The following is a 15,738-nucleotide window of genomic DNA, read 5'->3' as shown; positions in this document are numbered from 1 at the left end:
ACTCACGCGGACGGGGGAGGAGCCTCAGGCGGGCAGCGTCGGGATCGACGCGAGCAGCTGGCGGGTGTAGGCCGCCTGCGGCTGCAGCAGCACCTTCTCGGTGGGACCCTGCTCGACGATGTGCCCGTCCTTCATGACCACGACCTGGTCGCAGACGCTCTGCACCACGCCGATGTCGTGCGAGACGAGCACGAGCGTCAGCTGCTCCTCGGCGCGCAGCCGCGCGATGAGACGCAGGATCTGCGCGCGCACGGTGACGTCGAGGGCGGACAGCGGCTCGTCGCCCACGAGGATGCGCGGACGATGCACGATCGCCCGCGCGAGGGCGATGCGCTGCCGCTGGCCTCCCGAGAACTCGTGCGGGAAGCGCGCCGACATGTCGGCGTCGAGGCCCACCTGCTCGAGCACGTCGCGAACGCGCTGCGAACGGTCGCCGTCGATGCCGAGCGCCCACAGCGGCTCGCCCACGATGCGCCCGACGTTCATGCGGGGGTCGAGGGAGGCGTACGGGTCTTGGAAGACGATGCCCGTCGCACGCCGCAGCCAGTGCAGCGAGCGCGCGGAGCCGCGGCCGTCGACGACACGCCCCTCCACCTCGACGCTCCCGGCGCTCGGCACGTCGAGACCCAGCAGCAGACGGACTAGGGTCGACTTGCCCGAGCCCGACTCGCCGATGATCCCCACCGCGGAGCCCGCCGTGACCGACAGATCGACGTCGGCGAGTCCCGCGGTGCGCTCGGCGCGACCGAAGCCGCGGGTGCGCGGCGCGAGGTAGTCGCGCGAGAGCCCGCGCGCCCGGATCACCGTGTCGCTCACCGTTCCCCCTCGCCGTCGCTGCGGTCCGCCGCCGCCGGGATCTCGGCATCCGGTTCGTTCGACGCCGGAGCGCGTGAGACGGAGCGCTCCGGATGCCAGAGGGTCGCCGTCGCATCGCGCAGCAGCGCCTGCGTGATCGGCGACGACGGTGCGCGGAGCAGGTCGGTCACCGCGCCTTCCTCGGCCACCCGCCCGCGCTCGAGCACGACGGCGTGGGTGGCGACCTGGGCCAGTACCGCCAGATCGTGCGTGATGAACACGAGCGACATGCCGGCATCCTGGACCAGGGTTCGAAGCAGCGACAGGATCCCGGCCTGGATGGTGACGTCAAGCGCGGTCGTCGGCTCGTCGGCGATCAGCAGGCGCGGGCGGCACGCGAGGGCCATGGCGATCGCGACGCGCTGGCGCTGTCCGCCCGACAGCTGGTGCGGGTAGCGCGAGACGAGCCGCTCCGGGTCGGGGAGGGCGACCCGCTCGGCTTCGACGACCGCACGGCGCAGGGCCTCGCGGCGGGAGACGCCCTCGTGGATGCGGACGGACTCGCCGATCTGGCGGCCGACGGTGCGGATCGGGTTGAGTGCCGTGCGCGGCTCCTGGAACACGATGCCGATGTCGTCGCCGCGCAGGGCCGCGAGCCGGGCGTCGGGCAGGTTCAGGATCTCGCGGTCGTCCCAGCGCACGCTGCCCGTCGCGCGCGCCCCCTCGGGCAGTAGGCCCAGGATCGCGAGGGCGGTGAGCGACTTGCCCGAACCGGATTCGCCGATGAGACCCACGCGGGCGCCGTCGGGGACGTCGAACGACACACCGTCCACGACGGCATGCCCGCCGATCTCGACGCGCAGGTCTTTCACCGCGAGGCTCACGCGACCACCCCCGGAACGGGTGTCCGCGCCGACGGGGTCCGCTCGGCGAGGGTGGGGTCGGCGGCCTCGCGCAGAGCGTCGCCGAGCAGGTTGAGTCCGAGCACGGTGAGGGTGATCGCCACTCCCGGCCACACGACCGTGAGGGGGTGCACGGCGATGTACGCCTGCAGGTCGCTCAGCAGCACGCCCCACGACGGCTGCGTCACGGGGGCGCCGAAGCCGAGGTACGACAGGCCCGCCTCCGCGAGCACGGCCACCGCCATCGCCCACGACAACTGCACGATGAACACCGGGGCCACGTTCGGCAGCAGGTGACGGGTGAGGTTCTGCCACGTCGACAGCCCGCTCGCCCGCCCGGCGAGCACGAAGTCGCTGTGCAGCACTCTCCGCAGCTCGGGGCGCGTGACGCGGGCGACGTTGACGCCGAACCCGATGCCCACCGACCAGATGACCACCGCGAGGGACCCGCCCCAGACCGCGGAGATCATCATCGCGATGATCAGCACGGGGAAGGCCACGAGGATGTCGACCAGAACCGCGACGCTCTCGCGGATCCACCGGGCGGTGAGCGCACCGAGCGCCGCCAGGGCGATGCCGAGCAGGGACGCCACGATCCCCGCGCCGGCCGCGACGACGACCGTCGTGCGGGCTCCGGCCATGAGGAGGCTGGCGATGTCGCGTCCGCTGTTGTCGGTGCCGAGCACGTGCGGCCACGAAGGGTCGGCCCACCGGTTGCGCGCATCGACCGCCCCCGGGTCGAACGGGGTCCACACGAGCGAGATCAGGGCGACCACGACGACCAGGCCCGCCACGAGGATGCCGAACCGGCCGGTCCCCAGCGCGAGGAGGCGTTTCAGGGTGCTCATGCGGCCTCCCGTTGGCGGGGGTCGATCAGGCGGTGCACGAGGTCGACGACGGCGCCCACGATCAGGACGACCGCCGTCAGGGCGAGCAGCTCGCCCTGCACCTTGGGCAGATCGCGCCCGGCGACGTCGGAGACGAGCATGCGGCCCACCCCGGGCAGCGTGAACAGCTGCTCGATGACGACGGCTCCCACGATGATGCCCGCGATCTGCAGACCGAGCACCGTGATGACCGAGAGGCCGACGTTGGGCAGACCGTGGCTCAGCAGCGCGCGCGTGCGGGTGAGCCCCTTGGCCGCGGCCGTGCGGACGTAGTCCTCGCCCAGCGCCTGCAGGGTCGCGCTCCGCACGAAGCGCAGCAGCATCGCCCCCTCGACGACGCCGATGGTCAGGGCGGGCAGGATCAGGGCGCGCACCGCCGCCCCCGGATCGTTCCACCCGGCGCGCGGGAAGCCCTGCGGCGGCAGCCATCCGAGCCACACCGCGAAGACGACGACCAGCATCATCCCGGCCCACACCACCGGGACCGCGGCGAGGGCCTGAGCACCGACGCTCAGCGCGGTCCCCCCGGCCCGGCGACGGCCGAGCGCCGAGACGACACCGAACGGGATGCCGACGACGAGCGCCACCGTGAGCGACATCGCGGCGAGGGGGACGGTGACCTGCGCCTTGTCGAGCAGCTCGGTGGCCACCGGCGTCCCCGTGAGCAGCGAGGTGCCCAGATCGCCGCGGAACAGGCCGCCGATCCACGCCGTGTACTGCTGCCACAGCGGCACGTTCAGACCCAGGCTCTCGCGCAGCGCCGCGATCTGGTCCGGGCTCGCCTGGGTGCCCCCGACCAGCTGCGCGACGTCGCCGGGGAGCACGCGGAGCGAGAGGAAGATCAGCACGCTGGCCACGGCCAGGCCCAGCACGAGCAGGCCCAGCCGTGTCAGCGTGTAGCGGATCACTCCGCCGCGACCGTCACGCCCGCCAACGGCAGACGCACATTGAGCGAGTTCTTCGGGAAGCCGGCGACGTCGTTCGCGACCGCGGTGCGCGGGGTCGACAGGAACAGCCAGTCGGCGGCATCCTCGTCGTCCACGATGCGGGCGGCCTCGGCGAGCAGGTCGGAGGACTGCTGCTCGTCGGTGGTCGCGAGCGCCTGGGCGTAGAGGCTCTGCACCTCGGGGTTGTCGTAGCCGAAGTAGTACGAGGGGTTGGCCCAGTTGCCGAAGTCGCGCGCCTCGACGTGACGCACGAAGCTCAGGTCGTAGTCGTGGTTCTTGTAGACGTCGGTCAGCCAGGTCGAGAAGTCCACCTGGTCGACCTTCAGCGTCACGCCCACGTCGGCGAACGACGACACCAGGAAGGTCGCGAGGGTGCCGGGGTAGACGTTGGGGATGGTCAGCGTCAGGTTCAGGTTCTCGGCACCGGCCTCGGCGAGCAGCTCGCGCGCGCGGTCGGGGTTGTACGAGATGCTGCCGGTGAGGTCTTCGTACCCCGGGTCGAGCGGGGGGATCGGTCCGTTCAGAGGCTGCGCCGTCACGAGCGTCTCGGCGAGGGCGTCGTGGTCGATCGCGAGGCGCAGGGCCTCGCGGACGCGCTGATCGGTGAGCGGGGCCTTGGCGTTGTTGAAGGCGAGGGTGCCCTTGTCGGTGGTCAGGCCCGACTCGATCGAGAAGTTCCCGGTGCCCTCGATCTGGCTCTGCAGCTCCGGGTCGATCTCGAGCGCGACGTCGACGTCACCGCTGACGGCGGCGTTCGTGGCGGCGCTCTGATCGGGGATGTAGTCGAGCACGACCTCGGCGACGCCGGCCTTCTCCCCCCAGTAGTCGTCGAAACGGGTGAGGGTCAGGCTCTGCCCGGTGCTCCAGCTCTCGACGCGGAACGGCCCGGTGCCGTTGGCCGCGGTCTGGAAGTTCGTGGTGTCGCCGTTCTTGAAGATCAACCCGGCACGGCCGGTGAGCGCGAAGAGGAAGTCGATGTTCGGCTGCGCCAGCGTGACGACGACGGTCGTCGCGTCCGGCGAGGCGATGGAGGCGACTCCGGCGAGGTCGGCGCTGTTCTGGACGGTCGCGTCGTCCTTGGCCGTCTGCAGCGAGGTCACGACGTCGTCGGCGGTCAGCGCGCTCCCGTCGTGGAAGGTCACGCCCTCGCGGAGGGTGAAGGTGTAGGTGAGGCCGTCGGGGGAGACCTCCCAGGCCGTGGCGAGGGCGGGGACGATCGCGTTGTCCTGGTCGCCGTCACGGGTCACGAGACCCTGGTAGACGTTGTCGATCAGCGCCTGCTCCAGCGACGCGCCGCTGGTGCGACGGATGTCGAGGTTCGACGGCTCCAGCGACAGGCGCACGGTGAGGGTCGCGTTGGGGTCGGGGTCGCCGACCGGTCCGGGCGAGGTGGTGGTGCCGGTGCACGAGGTGAGCAGAAGCGCTCCGATCAGGAGCGCGCTCGAGGCGAGGGCGGTGCGGCGCAGCATTGCGGGGTGTCCTTTCGCAGGCCGAGGGCATCCGAGTGCTGTGGATGCCGTGCAGGGGTGGAAACAGCCTACTTTCACCGGCATTCCCTCATCGCCCCGTGTGACGATGAGCGACGGTGTATGACGGTGCGCGCACGCGAGGTTCTCCGCCGACCGCCTCACGCGGAGGCGTCGGCGACGACCTCGCGGATGAGCGCGGCGAGGGCGGCGGGATCCTCCTCCTGCGCGTTGTGGCCGGTGGCGAGCACGCGGACGCCCGCACCGGGCACGCGACGCCGGAGCTCCTCGGCATCCGTCTCGGTGACGAAACCGCGCTCGCCGCGGACGAGGGTCACCGGCGCGCCGACCTCGGCCAGGTCGTCCCACCCGGTGCTCGCGAGCACCGCGCGCACGGCATCCGGGGTCGTGGGCTCGGTGCCCGCGTCCGCGGCGGGGTCGGTCCGGGCGGCCGCATTCGCGGCGGCCGCGGCGAGGTGGGCGAAGTGGTGCTTCCACTCCACGCGTCCGTCCTCGCGCACACGGGAGTTGAGGAAGACCCCGCGCGCGGCGGCCTCGGGCGAGCCGCCGAGTCCGAACGACAGGGCGCGCTCCACCAGCTCCTCGCGCGACGCCCAGTCGGTCGGGCCGGCGAAGAACGCGCGGATCTGCGCGGGTCCCGCGCTCGGATCGACGCCGGGGGTGATGTCGACGACGACGAGTCGTGAGACCAGGTCGGGACGGGATGCCGCGACGGCCGCCGCCGTGAGACCGCCGAGCGAGTGGCCGACCAGCACCTGCGGCCGATCGGTCCAGGTGTCGAGAGCGCGCACCACGTCGGGGGCGAGGACGCGCGCGACGTAGGCGGCGTCGTCGCGCCAGGAGGAATCGCCGTGCCCCGGCAGATCGAGCGCGAGGGCGGGCACCCCGAGGTGCAGCAGGGTCGTGTCCCACGTGTGCGCGTTCAGTCCGGCGCCGTGCAGCAGCGTCACCGCCGGGGGAGCGGCGCCCCACCGCAGCGCGCTCAATCGACGCCCGTCGGCGAGGACGAGGTCGACGCGGGAGACGGCGGGGACGGCGGCGCCGAGACCGGCGGCCTGGGCGGGGAGGAACGAGAACTCGTCGAGCTCGGGCATGGGGTTCAGCCTGTCACCCGTCGCCCGGATGCCGCCACCGGGGTGCCGCGCGGCGTCACGCGGTGCGCCGTATCCTGCGCGCGGTGGCCCGTCCCCGGTTCCCGCGGCTCGGGCGGATGCCGAGGTGTCGCCGACCGTTCCCGCGCCGGTCGACCACGGTCGTCCTAGGCTGTCGCCATGGGCGAGGAACGGCGTGTGCACCTGTCGAAGTCGGCTCCGGAGGCGTACGCGGCGCTGCGCGCGTTCTCGACGACGGTGGGCCGGCTCGCCGCCGACGCGGGCATCGATGCGCGGCTGCGCGAGATCGTCCAGATCCACGCCTCCCAGCTGAACGGCTGCGCGTATTGCGTGCGCGTCCACGTCGACGGCGCCGTGAAGGCGGGGCTCGACGCCGACGTCATCGCCCAGATCGCGACGTGGCGCGAGTCGGGCGTGTTCGACGACCGCGAGCGGGCGGCGCTGGAGCTGACGGAGTCCTTCACGTTCATCCACGAGGACGGCATCCCCGACGAGGTGTACGACCAGGCGGGCGGCATCCTGAGCGAGGCCGAGTACGTCGCCCTCAGCTGGGTGCTCGTGGCCATCAACGCCTTCAACCGCGTCGCGATCGCGGGCCGTTATCCGGTGCCGCCCCGCACGCCCGCGGGCGCTGTCGTCGCGGACGATGCCGCTCCTCCCGCGACGACCGCGCCGCGCGCTCCGCACGTGCACGTGGACGGCACCGCGTGAGCTCGCTGGTCTCGGGGGCGGTCAACTTCCGCGACGTCGGCGGGCTCCCGGCGGGCGCGGGCCGCACCAGGGAGGGCGTCCTGTTCCGCTCGGGCAACCTGGTCGCGGTCGACGACGACGGCATCGACACCCTGCGCGCGATCGGCCTGCGTCGCGTCGTCGATCTCCGCGACGAGAGCGAGCTCGCCGTCGACCCCAGCTGGCTCGACGATCTGCCCGTGGAGGTGCAGCACGAGCCCCTCTTCCTGGGATCCGTCGCTTCGTTCTTCGCGCGCGACCTCAGTCTCGAGCAGCTCTACACCGAGATCGCCGACGCCTCCGCCGACCGCGTCGTCGCGGCCATCCGCGGCATCCTGGTCGATCAGCCCGTGCTCGTGCACTGCACGATCGGCAAAGACCGCACGGGCGTGACGGTCGGGATCGCGCTCGCCGCGGCGGGCGTCGACGCCGAGGCCGTCGTGGCGGACTACGCGCGCACCGAAGGCCTGCTGCCCGCCGGTCGCAACGCGCGGGTGCTCTCGGCGATCCGAGCGCTGCACCCCGAGAACGTGCACGCCGAGGATCTCGCGACCCGGGCACCGGCGCGGGCCATGCGCGCGCTGCTGGCGCATCTCGACGGCACCTACGGTTCCGCCGCCGGGTATCTGCGTGCGCACGGCATGACGGATGCCGAGATCGACCGTCTGCGCGAGGTGCTCGTGGAGTGATCCACGTGTGGATCACCAGCCGGAACACAGGTTAGGCAACCCTTCGTCGGGGGTATACTCGACCTCATCATGCCCACCTCTTCCGAGCACAACGACGCCGCCTGCCGTGCGTCGCGGCACACCCGTGTGCAGCACCTCGTGACCGCCGACGAGACCTCTCTCGCCGAGCTCGAGGCGCTCATTGCGACGCTGCCCATCTGCTCGACCGGGCGCGTGTTCATCGAGGTCCCCGACGAGTCGTGGATCGGTCGCGTCGCCGCACCCGCCCGCATGACGATCGCGTGGCTCGACCGTTCGCGCCGCGGCGGAGCGCCCGGTACGGGTCGTGGCTGCGCTCCGGGGCAGGCCCTCGCTCGTGCGGTCTCGGGCTGGGCGGGCGAGATGCTCTGCTGCGACGACGACGCGACCCGCGTCATCCTGCTCGGCGGATACCTCGGCACCGCCGAGATCGTCGACGACCTGACCTCGCGCCACGGCGTCGATCCGCTCGCCATCCACACGCCCGAGCGTTTCGGCCTCGCCACCGCGCGCTGACGCTGCCGCCGCGCGATCCCGTCGCCCTCGGTCGAGTGTCCACGACACGCCGGATCCTCGGGGCCTGGGCGGCGTGTCCTGGACACTCGATCCGCGGTAGTGGCCGCGGTGAGCGGGGCGGGCGGTGAAGGGAGGGCGGGTCAGCTGCCGCGGGGCACGTAGTTGCCCTCGATGAGCCCGGCCTCGATCTCGAAACGGTTGCGCAGCGGATCCCGTCCCGCGAGCGCGTAGAGCAGGGGCATGAGGAAGCCGTAGCGCTGCCACTGTCGCCGGTGCACGGCCTCGTGTCCGAGGACCACGTCGGTGGGTCGGTCGTCGCCGGTCAGGAAGCATCCGCCGACGCACACGCCCCCGCGGGGGAACGCCCACGCGGGCAGGCCGCGGAACACCCACAGGCCGCCGCGCCTCTCGATGCGCCCGGTGCTCCAGATCGAGCCCCATACCCATCCCACGGTGCACCCGTACCAGTAGCCGACGCGGCTGATCGGGGAGTCGAGCAGGATGCCGGGGATGAACCGGTCGAGACGGCGCCCCCGAGCCACGGCGCGATCGGCGCGCTCGCGCCAGCCGGCCGGCGGGCGGGGGATCGGGCTCACGCGAGCGCTCCGATCAGACGGAGGATGGTGCCCAGGTCGTCGACGGCCGCCGCGGGACTCGACGGCGAGAACTCGGTCAGCGTGGCCCCCGCGAGCGGCAGGCGTTCGCGCAGACGGCGGACGGATGCCACGACGTCGGCCGCGCGCGCACCGAACGGCTCGGGCAGGGCGACGCCCGTCATCTCCGCCGGGTCGAGCACGTCGAGGTCGACGTGCACGTGGACCCGCGCGGCGCCGGTCGCGAGGACCGCGTCGGCGAGGGCATCGGGATCCGCCAGGTCGGCAGGGGCGAGGACACTCATGCCGTGCTCCGAGATGTAGCGCTGCTCCTCGGCATCCAGGGCCCGCGTTCCGGCGAGGACGATGCGGGAGGGGGAGATTGCGGGCTCGAGGCGGTGGGGTGACTCGCCCTCGCCGGCGATGGCGCGCAGCACCATGCCGTGGAACGCCCCGCTGGGGGAGGACTCCGGGGTGTTCAGGTCGGCGTGCGCGTCGATCCACACCACCGCCAGGTCGTCGCCCGCGACGGCCGAAACGGCCCCGAGTGCGACTCCGCAGTCGCCGCCGATCACCACGGCGGGCCCGTCTGCTCCGCGGACGGCGTCTTCGATGCGTTCGCGCATGCGGACGAGAGCACTGAGACGGTGCACACGCGTGCCCTGTGGGTCTCCGGCCTCGGTCGGTGCGTCGAGCACCGTCGTCGAGGCGCGGGGGAGGTCGCCGGCGATGGCCTGGGCACCGTCGACGAGTTGCATCGCACGCGACGACGAGGAGCCCTGCCACTGCGGGGCGACGATGAATCTGGCCATGGTGTCCTCGCCGGAGACGGGAGCGCGCCGCCCGGTGGACGGACGGCGCGCTCGAGGGTCGATCAGAGCTGGTCGGGGCTGGGGGCGTCGATCGCCGCGCGCTGCGGGCCGCCGACCTTCAGAGCGGCCAGACGCGCCTCGACCTCGGTCAGCTCGCCGACGTCTTCGAGCGCGTTGAACTGCGCGTCGATGCTCGATGCGGCCAGCTCCTGCTTGCCCGCGGCGAGGGCCTCTTCGCGGCGGATCTTGTCTTCGAAGCGCCCGAGCTCGCTGGTGGGGTCGAGGACGTCGATCGACTTGACCGCGTCGTGCACCTTGTTCTGCGCCTCGGCGACCTTGGCGCGGGCCGTGAGCTCGTTGCGCTTGGCCTTGAGCTGCTCGAGCTTGGTCTTCATGCCGTTCAGGCCGTCTTTGAGCTTGTCGACGACCTCGGTCTGCGACGCGATCGTGGGAGCGGCGGCCTTGGCCTCGCCCTCGGCGGTGATCTGGCGCTGCAGGGCGATCTTCGCGAGGTTGTCGAACTTGTCGGCCTCGCCGACGTTGCCGGCCGCGCGCAGCTCGTCGCCCTTGCGGCTGGCGGCGAGGGCCTTGTTGCCCCACTCGGCCGCGGCCTGGACGTCTTCCTGGTGGTCTCGCTCGAGCAGACGCAGGTTGCCGATGGTCTCGGCGATGGCGGACTCGGCGTCGGCGATCGAGTTCGAGTAGTCGCGCACGAGCTGGTCGATCATCTTCTGCGGGTCCTCGGCCTGATCGAGGAGCGCGTTGATGTTCGCGCGGACGAGGGTCGAGATGCGACCGAAGATGGACTGCTTGGCCATGCGGGGTGTTCCTTCCTGAGGGCGACGATGTCGAGTCTGGTGTCGGATGCTACGAATTCTCTGTGATCGGCGGCTGCGCCGCGAGGGGATCAGCGGCGTCGGCCTCCTCCGCCCCCGGCGCGGCCGCGGCCGCCTCCGCTTGAGAAGCCACGGCCGCCTCCGCTGCGCGATCGTCCGCCGCCCGAGAACCCGCCGCCGAACCCGCCGCCGCCGGAACGCGAACGTCCGCCGGAGAATCCGCCGCCGCCCAGGCCGCCCAGTCCGCCCAGCCCGCCGAGGGTGCCGAGACCGCCGCCCCCGAAGCCGCCACGGCGTCGTCCGCCGCCGGAGAGCGCGTTGATGGCGATGCCGCCGAGGATGGCGCCCATGAGGTCGCCGCCGCCCCCGCTCCCGCCGAACGACCCCACGTCGTTCTGGGCGAGCGAGGCGGCTTCGCCGGCTTTCTGCGCCGCACGCTGGGCCGTCGTCAGCGCCGCCGCCGGATCACTCGCCCGCAGCTGCTCGGCCTGCACCAGCGCGGCACCGGCCTCGGCGAGGCGGGTGCGGGCGGTCGGCCCCACGGCGCCTCGCCGCGCCGCGATGAAGTCCTCGGTCGCGCTGACCTGCGCGCGGGCCTGGGCGAGCACGGTGTCGAGCTGGCCTTCGGCGCGTCGGCGGCGCTCCGCGGCGTCGCGCGCCGCGTCGAGGACGCCGTCGATGGTGGCGTTCGCCTGCTGCAGTCCGTCGACCGCGCGCAGCGGGCTCGGACGCTCGGCCGAGAGGAGCGCACGCGCGGCGTCGAGCTGCGAGCGCGTCGATGCGGCCGCGGCGGCGACCCGGCCGTCAGGGTCGGGCAGGGCCTCAGCGGCGACGAGGTCGCCCTCGATCTCGGCGACGAGGGCGTCTGCGCGCCGAGCGGCGTCATCGAGGGCGGTGCCGAGGGTGGTGATCGCCTTCTCGAGCGTGTCGGCCTGGGCGACGGCTGCCTGGGCGGCGCGGATGGCGACCGCCGCTTCGCCGGCGCGTCCCGCGGAGAGGGCGGCGTCGGCCTCCGTCTCCTGGGCGGCGGCGAGGTCGAGACGCGAGCGGGCCTGGGCGGGATTGTCGGCGACGGGGCTGAGCGCGTCGTCGGCGAAGCGGGCGCGCAGCCGTTGCAGCTCGTGCTCCGCCGCGGCGAGGGCGGAGGCGACGGCCTCGCGCCGGGTGCGGGCGGTCTGCAGGGCGGCCGGGGCGTCCGCTTCGAGGGCGCGGAGCTCGTCGAAGGCCGCGGCTCTGGCATCCAGGGCCTCGTCGGCGCTCTGGCACAGGCGCAGGATCTCGGCGTAGCCGGCTCGTCGCTGATCGGGGGTCTCAGGGGTGTCGTCGTCGAGCTGCTGCTGCAGGGCGAAGGCCCGGTCGAGGTCGGCTTTGGCCTGAGCGAGGGTGTCGGCGAACGGGGCCGCGGCCTCGTCGCCGAACTGGGCGCGGGCGAAACCGAGCTCCTGCTCGCTGGTCTTCACGGCGTCGTCGGTCGCGACGAGCGCCGAGCCTGCGCGCCGGGCGAGGTCGTCGACGCTCTCCGCGGGCGGCGTCGCGGTGGCCGCCGACCGGTGCTTGCGGAGGAAGAGCCACAGCAGCACGCCGGCGATGGCCAGCAGGAGCACCGCGACGAGGATGATCGGCCCGAGGGCGGGCCCGCTGTCGGTGGCGGGAGTCGGAGGGGGAACGGGCATGTTGCCCCCGGCTTGCGCGTGCGCGGTGCGGATGCCGTCGGCGGCGGCGATCGCCGCGCCCGCGTCGTCTCCGGCCTCCAGTGCCGGCTGGATGCGTTCCTGCTCGATCGACGTCAGCTGGGCGGCCGAGAGCTCCCCGTCGTCGACGTCGCCGGAGAGGTAGAACGAGAACGTGTCACCGTCGATGGCGATCGCGAGCACGTACTGGTGCGGTCCGAGCTTGTTCTGATTGGCCGTGTCGTTCGCCCAGTCCTGCGCGTCGGCGGGATCGGTGAAGGCGTCGACGAAGACGACCCACAGATCGAGGTCGGTCTGCTCCGACAGCGCCACCAGCCGCGACTGCACCTCTGCCTCCTGCGCATCGGTGAGCGCGTCGATGCGGTCGACGACGTAGCTCGAGCCGAGGGAGGGAGGGGGGACGGCGACCGCGGCGAGCGGCACCCCCAGGATCGCGACGAGCGTCAGGAAGGCGACGGCGACCGCCCGGACCACTTTCGGCACCCGCATGCATCCCCCTTCGGTGCGCAACGGATCCACCCTATAAACGACCGCCGACACCGGGATAGGCGCGGCGCGTCCGCTGCCGGCGGACAGGCGCGACGCCTAGGCTCGAACGCTCGGAGGTACACCACCATGGACGACCGGTACGGAACGGACGTGCTCGCCCGCGGATGGCGCGACGCCGGACGCGTCAAGGCCGCCGAGGTCGCGGCATCCGCGGATCTCGTCGTGGAAGTCGCGGGCGACGGCTACGTCGGCGCGGTGACGCGGGTCGAGGGCATGAACGTCGAGCTCGAGGACCGGTTCGGCAAGCGCCGCCTCTTCCCGCTCGGCGGGGGGTTCCTCGTCGACGGCAAGCCCGTGGTGCTCACCGCGCCCGCCGCGGCACCCAAGGGGCGCACGCGCACCGCCTCCGGTTCGTTCGCGGCGCACGACCAGCGCGCCCGCACCGCCCGCGCGAGCCGCATCTTCGTCGAGGGAAAGCACGACGCCGAGCTCGTCGAGAAGGTCTGGGGCGCAGACCTGCGCGCCGAGGGCGTCGTGGTCGAGTTCCTCGAGGGCGTCGATCTGCTCGAAGAGAAGCTGGATGCCGAGCCCCCGACCGCAGAGCGCCGCTACGGCGTGCTCGTGGACCACCTCGTCCCGAACTCCAAGGAGTCGCGCATCGCCGAGAAGATCGCGCGCGGCCGCCACGGCGCCCACGTGCGCATCGTCGGCCACCCCTTCGTCGATGTGTGGCAGTGCGTCACCCCGCGCGCCCTCGGCATCGCCGCGTGGCCCGAGGTGCCCCGCGGGATCGAGTGGAAGGTGGGCGTGTGCCGCGCCCTCGGCTGGCCCGCCGAGGAGCAGGCCGACACCGCCCGCGCCTGGCAGCACATCCTGTCGAGGGTCACCACGTTCCGCGACCTCGAACCGGCCCTGCTCGGCCGCGTCGAGGAGCTCATCGATTTCGTGACCGTCCCGTGAGCGGCCGCAAGGTGCCCGTGCGCCACACCCCCGAGGGGCAGCCGAATACCCTGGATGCCATGGACTCCGCCCCCGTGTTCCGAGACAAGCCGGTGTCGTTCGTGCGCCGCAGCGGCCGCATGTCGGAGGCGCAGGACCGCGCGTGGGCCGAGCTCTCGCCGTTCTACCTGCTGCCGGTCGAACGCGCCGCCGCTGCCACGAGCGTGAAGGCCGGCACCGCGGTCGACCTCGCCGCCGTCTACGGTCGCGCGGCGCGCCTGGTCGTCGAGATCGGCTCGGGGCAGGGACACCAGATCGTCTCGGCCGCAGCCGCCCATCCCGACGCGGACTTCCTGGCCGTCGAGGTCTTCACCGCGGGACTCGCCCGCACGATGCTCGACGCCGACCGCGAGGGCGTGAAGAACCTGCGCCTGGTCGAGGCCAACGCGCCGGAGGCACTCGAGCATCTGTTGCCCGCGGCAAGCGCCTCCGAGCTCTGGGTGTTCTTCCCCGACCCCTGGCACAAGAACAAGCACACGAAGCGCCGCCTCGTCGCCCCCGACTTCGCGCGCATCGCCGCCCAGGCGCTCCGCCCCGGCGGCACCCTGCGCCTCGCGACCGACTGGCAGGACTACGCCGACCAGATGCGCGAGGTGCTCGACGCCGCGCCCGGGTTCGAGCGGGCGTTCGCGGGGGAGTGGGCGGAGCGCTTCGAAGGGCGCGTGCTCACCGCGTTCGAGCGGAAGGGGCTGCGGGTCGGCCGCGACATCCGCGACCTCACCTACACGCGGGTCTCGCCGTGACCGCGCACACCGCGGTGCCGGTCCGCGAGCGTTCCACGTGGACGCCGAAGCTCCTCCCGGCGCTGTTGGTGTGCCTCGCCGCCCCGGTGCTGTTCGTCGTGCAGGTCGTGTGGCTCGGGTGGGTCCTGCTCGCTCTCGCCGTGGCATCCGCCGTTCTCGTGGATCGCCGCAACGGCGTCGCCCTCGCCCGCTCCGATGAGCCGAGCATCGCCCGCGACGTCTCGCTCGTCGCGATCGGCCAATTCATCGTCAGCCTGATCCCGCTGCACGCCGAGCTCGACAACGCGGCCTTCGTGCGGTTCACGCTCGCTCTCGGCGGGGCGGCCGTCGTGCCGTACGTGATCTCGCGCTTCGTCTACCGGGATCGCGCGATCGCGTTCCCCTGGCGCGGCGGCGGACGCTGGACCTGGTGGCAGTGGGCGTGGCTGGCCGGCGTCATCGTGCTCGGCTACCTGATCCTGCCGTTCTACTTCATCACCTCCGGTGTCTACATGAACTGGCCCGAGGTGACGACGCCGGAGCTCATCGCGCGGCTGTTCGTCGGCGTCGGCGCGGTCGGCATCTGGGACGAGCTCTTCTTCATCTGCACGGTCTTCGTGCTGCTGCGCCGGCACTTCCCCGACCTGACGGCGAACCTGCTGCAGGCCATCGTGTTCGTCTCGTTCCTGTGGGAACTCGGCTACCAGGCCTGGGGACCTCTGCTCACGATCCCGTTCGCGATCGTGCAGGGCTTCCTCTTCCTCAAGACCCGCTCGCTCTGGTACGTCGTGACGGTGCACCTGCTCTTCGACGCCGTGGTCTTCGGCGTGCTCGTCCACGCCCACAACCCCGGCGCGGCATCCATCTTCCTGATCTGAAGCCGGATGCCGGGAGCCCGCCTGCGGCCGAGGCCCGGGCGGCCCGGTGTGAACGCTCCGGCGTGGGGGAAACGCCCGGCCGGAGCGTTTCCCCCACGGGGCGGCGTTCACTCGAGTCGTGCTGCACGGGTCCTGCCCAGGCGCGGACGCTAGCCTGGGCACCGGACGCCCACCGCGCCCCCGGACGAGGGATCAGTACCCGGACAGCGACAAGACTGGCCAAGGAGCTGCATCGTCATGTCGTGGATCATCCTCATCCTCTCCGGTGTCCTCGAAGCCGTCTGGGCCACCGCCCTCGGTCGGTCGGAGGGCTTCACCAGGCTCTGGCCGAGCGTGATCTTCGGCGTGGCCCTGGTGGCATCCATGGGTGGGCTCGCCGTGGCGATGCGCGAGATCCCCACCGGCACGGCCTACGCGGTCTGGGTCGGGATCGGGGCCGCGCTGACGGTCGTGGTCGCCATGGTGACCGGCACCGAGGCGGTCTCGGTGGTGAAGGTGCTCCTGGTGCTCGGCCTGGTCGGCTGCGTGGTCGGCCTGAAGCTCGTGGGCGACACCCACTGACCTGGGGTTTCCGCAGAAGTCAACCGGATGGAACGGTCAGTTTGATCCGGTACGATCACGCCCAATTGCACTTCT

The 15,738-nt window shown here is 72.5% G+C and carries 17 protein-coding genes and 1 riboswitch; of the genes, 7 read left to right on the top strand and 10 right to left on the bottom strand.

The features are described from left to right. Positions 1-24: 24 nt before the first annotated feature. From AB0N82_RS15685 to AB0N82_RS15660, 6 genes are all read right to left on the bottom strand, one after another. Entirely contained in the window at positions 25-816 is a 792-nt protein-coding gene (locus AB0N82_RS15685) for an ATP-binding cassette domain-containing protein (protein ID WP_315993232.1), read from the bottom strand. After that, complete coding sequence (locus tag AB0N82_RS15680) at positions 813-1,679, bottom strand: ABC transporter ATP-binding protein (RefSeq protein ID WP_363392860.1); 867 nt, start codon at positions 1,677-1,679, stop codon at positions 813-815. The genes AB0N82_RS15685 and AB0N82_RS15680 overlap by 4 nt, the downstream gene beginning before the upstream one ends. Next, positions 1,676-2,545, bottom strand: coding sequence for an ABC transporter permease (locus tag AB0N82_RS15675; RefSeq protein WP_363392857.1), 870 nt, complete (start codon positions 2,543-2,545; stop codon positions 1,676-1,678). Before AB0N82_RS15675 ends, AB0N82_RS15680 begins: the two co-directional genes overlap by 4 nt. Then, positions 2,542-3,492, bottom strand: a complete 951-nt coding sequence (locus tag AB0N82_RS15670; protein ID WP_363392854.1) for an ABC transporter permease — start codon at positions 3,490-3,492, stop codon at positions 2,542-2,544. The genes AB0N82_RS15675 and AB0N82_RS15670 overlap by 4 nt, the downstream gene beginning before the upstream one ends. Continuing rightward, complete coding sequence (locus AB0N82_RS15665; protein WP_363392851.1) at positions 3,489-5,000, bottom strand: ABC transporter substrate-binding protein; 1,512 nt, start codon at positions 4,998-5,000, stop codon at positions 3,489-3,491. Before AB0N82_RS15665 ends, AB0N82_RS15670 begins: the two co-directional genes overlap by 4 nt. Positions 5,001-5,158: 158 nt before the next feature. Continuing rightward, positions 5,159-6,112, bottom strand: a complete 954-nt coding sequence (locus AB0N82_RS15660) for an alpha/beta hydrolase (protein ID WP_363392848.1) — start codon at positions 6,110-6,112, stop codon at positions 5,159-5,161. 177 nt (positions 6,113-6,289) lie between these two features. Here AB0N82_RS15660 and AB0N82_RS15655 point away from each other — a divergent pair, with 177 nt between their 5' ends. The 3 genes from AB0N82_RS15655 to AB0N82_RS15645 all read left to right on the top strand — a co-directional run bounded on the left by AB0N82_RS15655 (position 6,290) and on the right by AB0N82_RS15645 (position 8,082). Further along, positions 6,290-6,841: a carboxymuconolactone decarboxylase family protein gene (locus tag AB0N82_RS15655; protein WP_315993226.1), complete on the top strand. Its 552-nt coding sequence runs from the start codon at positions 6,290-6,292 to the stop codon at positions 6,839-6,841. Further along, on the top strand, positions 6,838-7,548 hold the full coding sequence (locus tag AB0N82_RS15650) for a tyrosine-protein phosphatase (RefSeq protein ID WP_363392845.1): 711 nt from the start codon (positions 6,838-6,840) through the stop codon (positions 7,546-7,548). The genes AB0N82_RS15655 and AB0N82_RS15650 overlap by 4 nt, the downstream gene beginning before the upstream one ends. Before the next feature lie 69 nt (positions 7,549-7,617). Then, positions 7,618-8,082, top strand: coding sequence for an SIP domain-containing protein (locus tag AB0N82_RS15645; protein ID WP_363392842.1), 465 nt, complete (start codon positions 7,618-7,620; stop codon positions 8,080-8,082). A 140-nt stretch (positions 8,083-8,222) separates the two neighbouring features. Here AB0N82_RS15645 and AB0N82_RS15640 read toward each other — a convergent pair whose 3' ends face one another. The 4 genes from AB0N82_RS15640 to AB0N82_RS15625 form a co-directional block, all read right to left on the bottom strand. Continuing rightward, entirely contained in the window at positions 8,223-8,678 is a 456-nt protein-coding gene (locus AB0N82_RS15640) for a Fe-S oxidoreductase (protein WP_315993223.1), read from the bottom strand. Further along, entirely contained in the window at positions 8,675-9,487 is an 813-nt protein-coding gene (locus AB0N82_RS15635) for an arginase family protein (protein WP_363392839.1), read from the bottom strand. The genes AB0N82_RS15640 and AB0N82_RS15635 overlap by 4 nt, the downstream gene beginning before the upstream one ends. Positions 9,488-9,549: 62 nt before the next feature. Next, positions 9,550-10,305, bottom strand: coding sequence for a PspA/IM30 family protein (locus AB0N82_RS15630; protein WP_315993221.1), 756 nt, complete (start codon positions 10,303-10,305; stop codon positions 9,550-9,552). An 89-nt stretch (positions 10,306-10,394) separates the two neighbouring features. Then, positions 10,395-12,503 (bottom strand): TPM domain-containing protein, encoded by a 2,109-nt coding sequence (locus tag AB0N82_RS15625; protein WP_363392835.1) that lies wholly within the window; start codon positions 12,501-12,503, stop codon positions 10,395-10,397. Between the two features lie 126 nt (positions 12,504-12,629). On the opposite strand from AB0N82_RS15625, the gene AB0N82_RS15620 reads away from it, so the two are divergent. The 4 genes from AB0N82_RS15620 to AB0N82_RS15605 all read left to right on the top strand — a co-directional run bounded on the left by AB0N82_RS15620 (position 12,630) and on the right by AB0N82_RS15605 (position 15,663). Then, the gene (locus AB0N82_RS15620) at positions 12,630-13,463 is read left to right on the top strand and encodes a DUF3097 domain-containing protein (protein ID WP_315993219.1); all 834 of its coding nucleotides are present in this window, start codon (positions 12,630-12,632) and stop codon (positions 13,461-13,463) included. Between the two features lie 59 nt (positions 13,464-13,522). Continuing rightward, a complete protein-coding gene (gene trmB, locus AB0N82_RS15615; protein ID WP_363393349.1) occupies positions 13,523-14,245 on the top strand; it encodes a tRNA (guanosine(46)-N7)-methyltransferase TrmB in 723 nt (240 codons plus the stop codon). Then, on the top strand, positions 14,242-15,102 hold the full coding sequence (locus AB0N82_RS15610; RefSeq protein WP_363392831.1) for a CPBP family intramembrane glutamic endopeptidase: 861 nt from the start codon (positions 14,242-14,244) through the stop codon (positions 15,100-15,102). Before trmB ends, AB0N82_RS15610 begins: the two co-directional genes overlap by 4 nt. A 161-nt stretch (positions 15,103-15,263) precedes the next feature. Beyond that, positions 15,264-15,326, top strand: a riboswitch (guanidine-III (ykkC-III) riboswitch). Between the two features lie 13 nt (positions 15,327-15,339). Further along, positions 15,340-15,663, top strand: coding sequence for an SMR family transporter (locus AB0N82_RS15605; RefSeq protein WP_363392828.1), 324 nt, complete (start codon positions 15,340-15,342; stop codon positions 15,661-15,663). The last annotated feature ends 75 nt before the right edge of the window (positions 15,664-15,738 follow it).

The sequence above is a fragment of the Microbacterium sp. NPDC089186 genome, from assembly GCF_040685115.1.
GTDB classification, from domain to species: domain Bacteria; phylum Actinomycetota; class Actinomycetes; order Actinomycetales; family Microbacteriaceae; genus Microbacterium; species Microbacterium galbum.
This window is presented reverse-complemented; position numbering and strand designations above follow the sequence as displayed.

Bases quoted from the DNA above. Each gene is read 5' to 3' on its own strand.
- AB0N82_RS15675 (WP_363392857.1), bottom strand. From the start codon at position 2,545: ATGAGCACCCTGAAACGCCTCCTCGCGCTGGGGACCGGCCGGTTCGGC.
- AB0N82_RS15665 (WP_363392851.1), bottom strand. From the start codon at position 5,000: ATGCTGCGCCGCACCGCCCTCGCCTCGAGCGCGCTCCTGATCGGAGCG.
- AB0N82_RS15660 (WP_363392848.1), bottom strand. From the start codon at position 6,112: ATGCCCGAGCTCGACGAGTTCTCGTTCCTCCCCGCCCAGGCCGCCGGT.
- AB0N82_RS15655 (WP_315993226.1), top strand. From the start codon at position 6,290: ATGGGCGAGGAACGGCGTGTGCACCTGTCGAAGTCGGCTCCGGAGGCG.
- AB0N82_RS15645 (WP_363392842.1), top strand. From the start codon at position 7,618: ATGCCCACCTCTTCCGAGCACAACGACGCCGCCTGCCGTGCGTCGCGG.
- AB0N82_RS15635 (WP_363392839.1), bottom strand. From the start codon at position 9,487: ATGGCCAGATTCATCGTCGCCCCGCAGTGGCAGGGCTCCTCGTCGTCG.
- AB0N82_RS15630 (WP_315993221.1), bottom strand. From the start codon at position 10,305: ATGGCCAAGCAGTCCATCTTCGGTCGCATCTCGACCCTCGTCCGCGCG.
- AB0N82_RS15625 (WP_363392835.1), bottom strand. From the start codon at position 12,503: ATGCGGGTGCCGAAAGTGGTCCGGGCGGTCGCCGTCGCCTTCCTGACG.
- AB0N82_RS15620 (WP_315993219.1), top strand. From the start codon at position 12,630: ATGGACGACCGGTACGGAACGGACGTGCTCGCCCGCGGATGGCGCGAC.
- trmB (WP_363393349.1), top strand. From the start codon at position 13,523: ATGGACTCCGCCCCCGTGTTCCGAGACAAGCCGGTGTCGTTCGTGCGC.
- AB0N82_RS15605 (WP_363392828.1), top strand. From the start codon at position 15,340: ATGTCGTGGATCATCCTCATCCTCTCCGGTGTCCTCGAAGCCGTCTGG.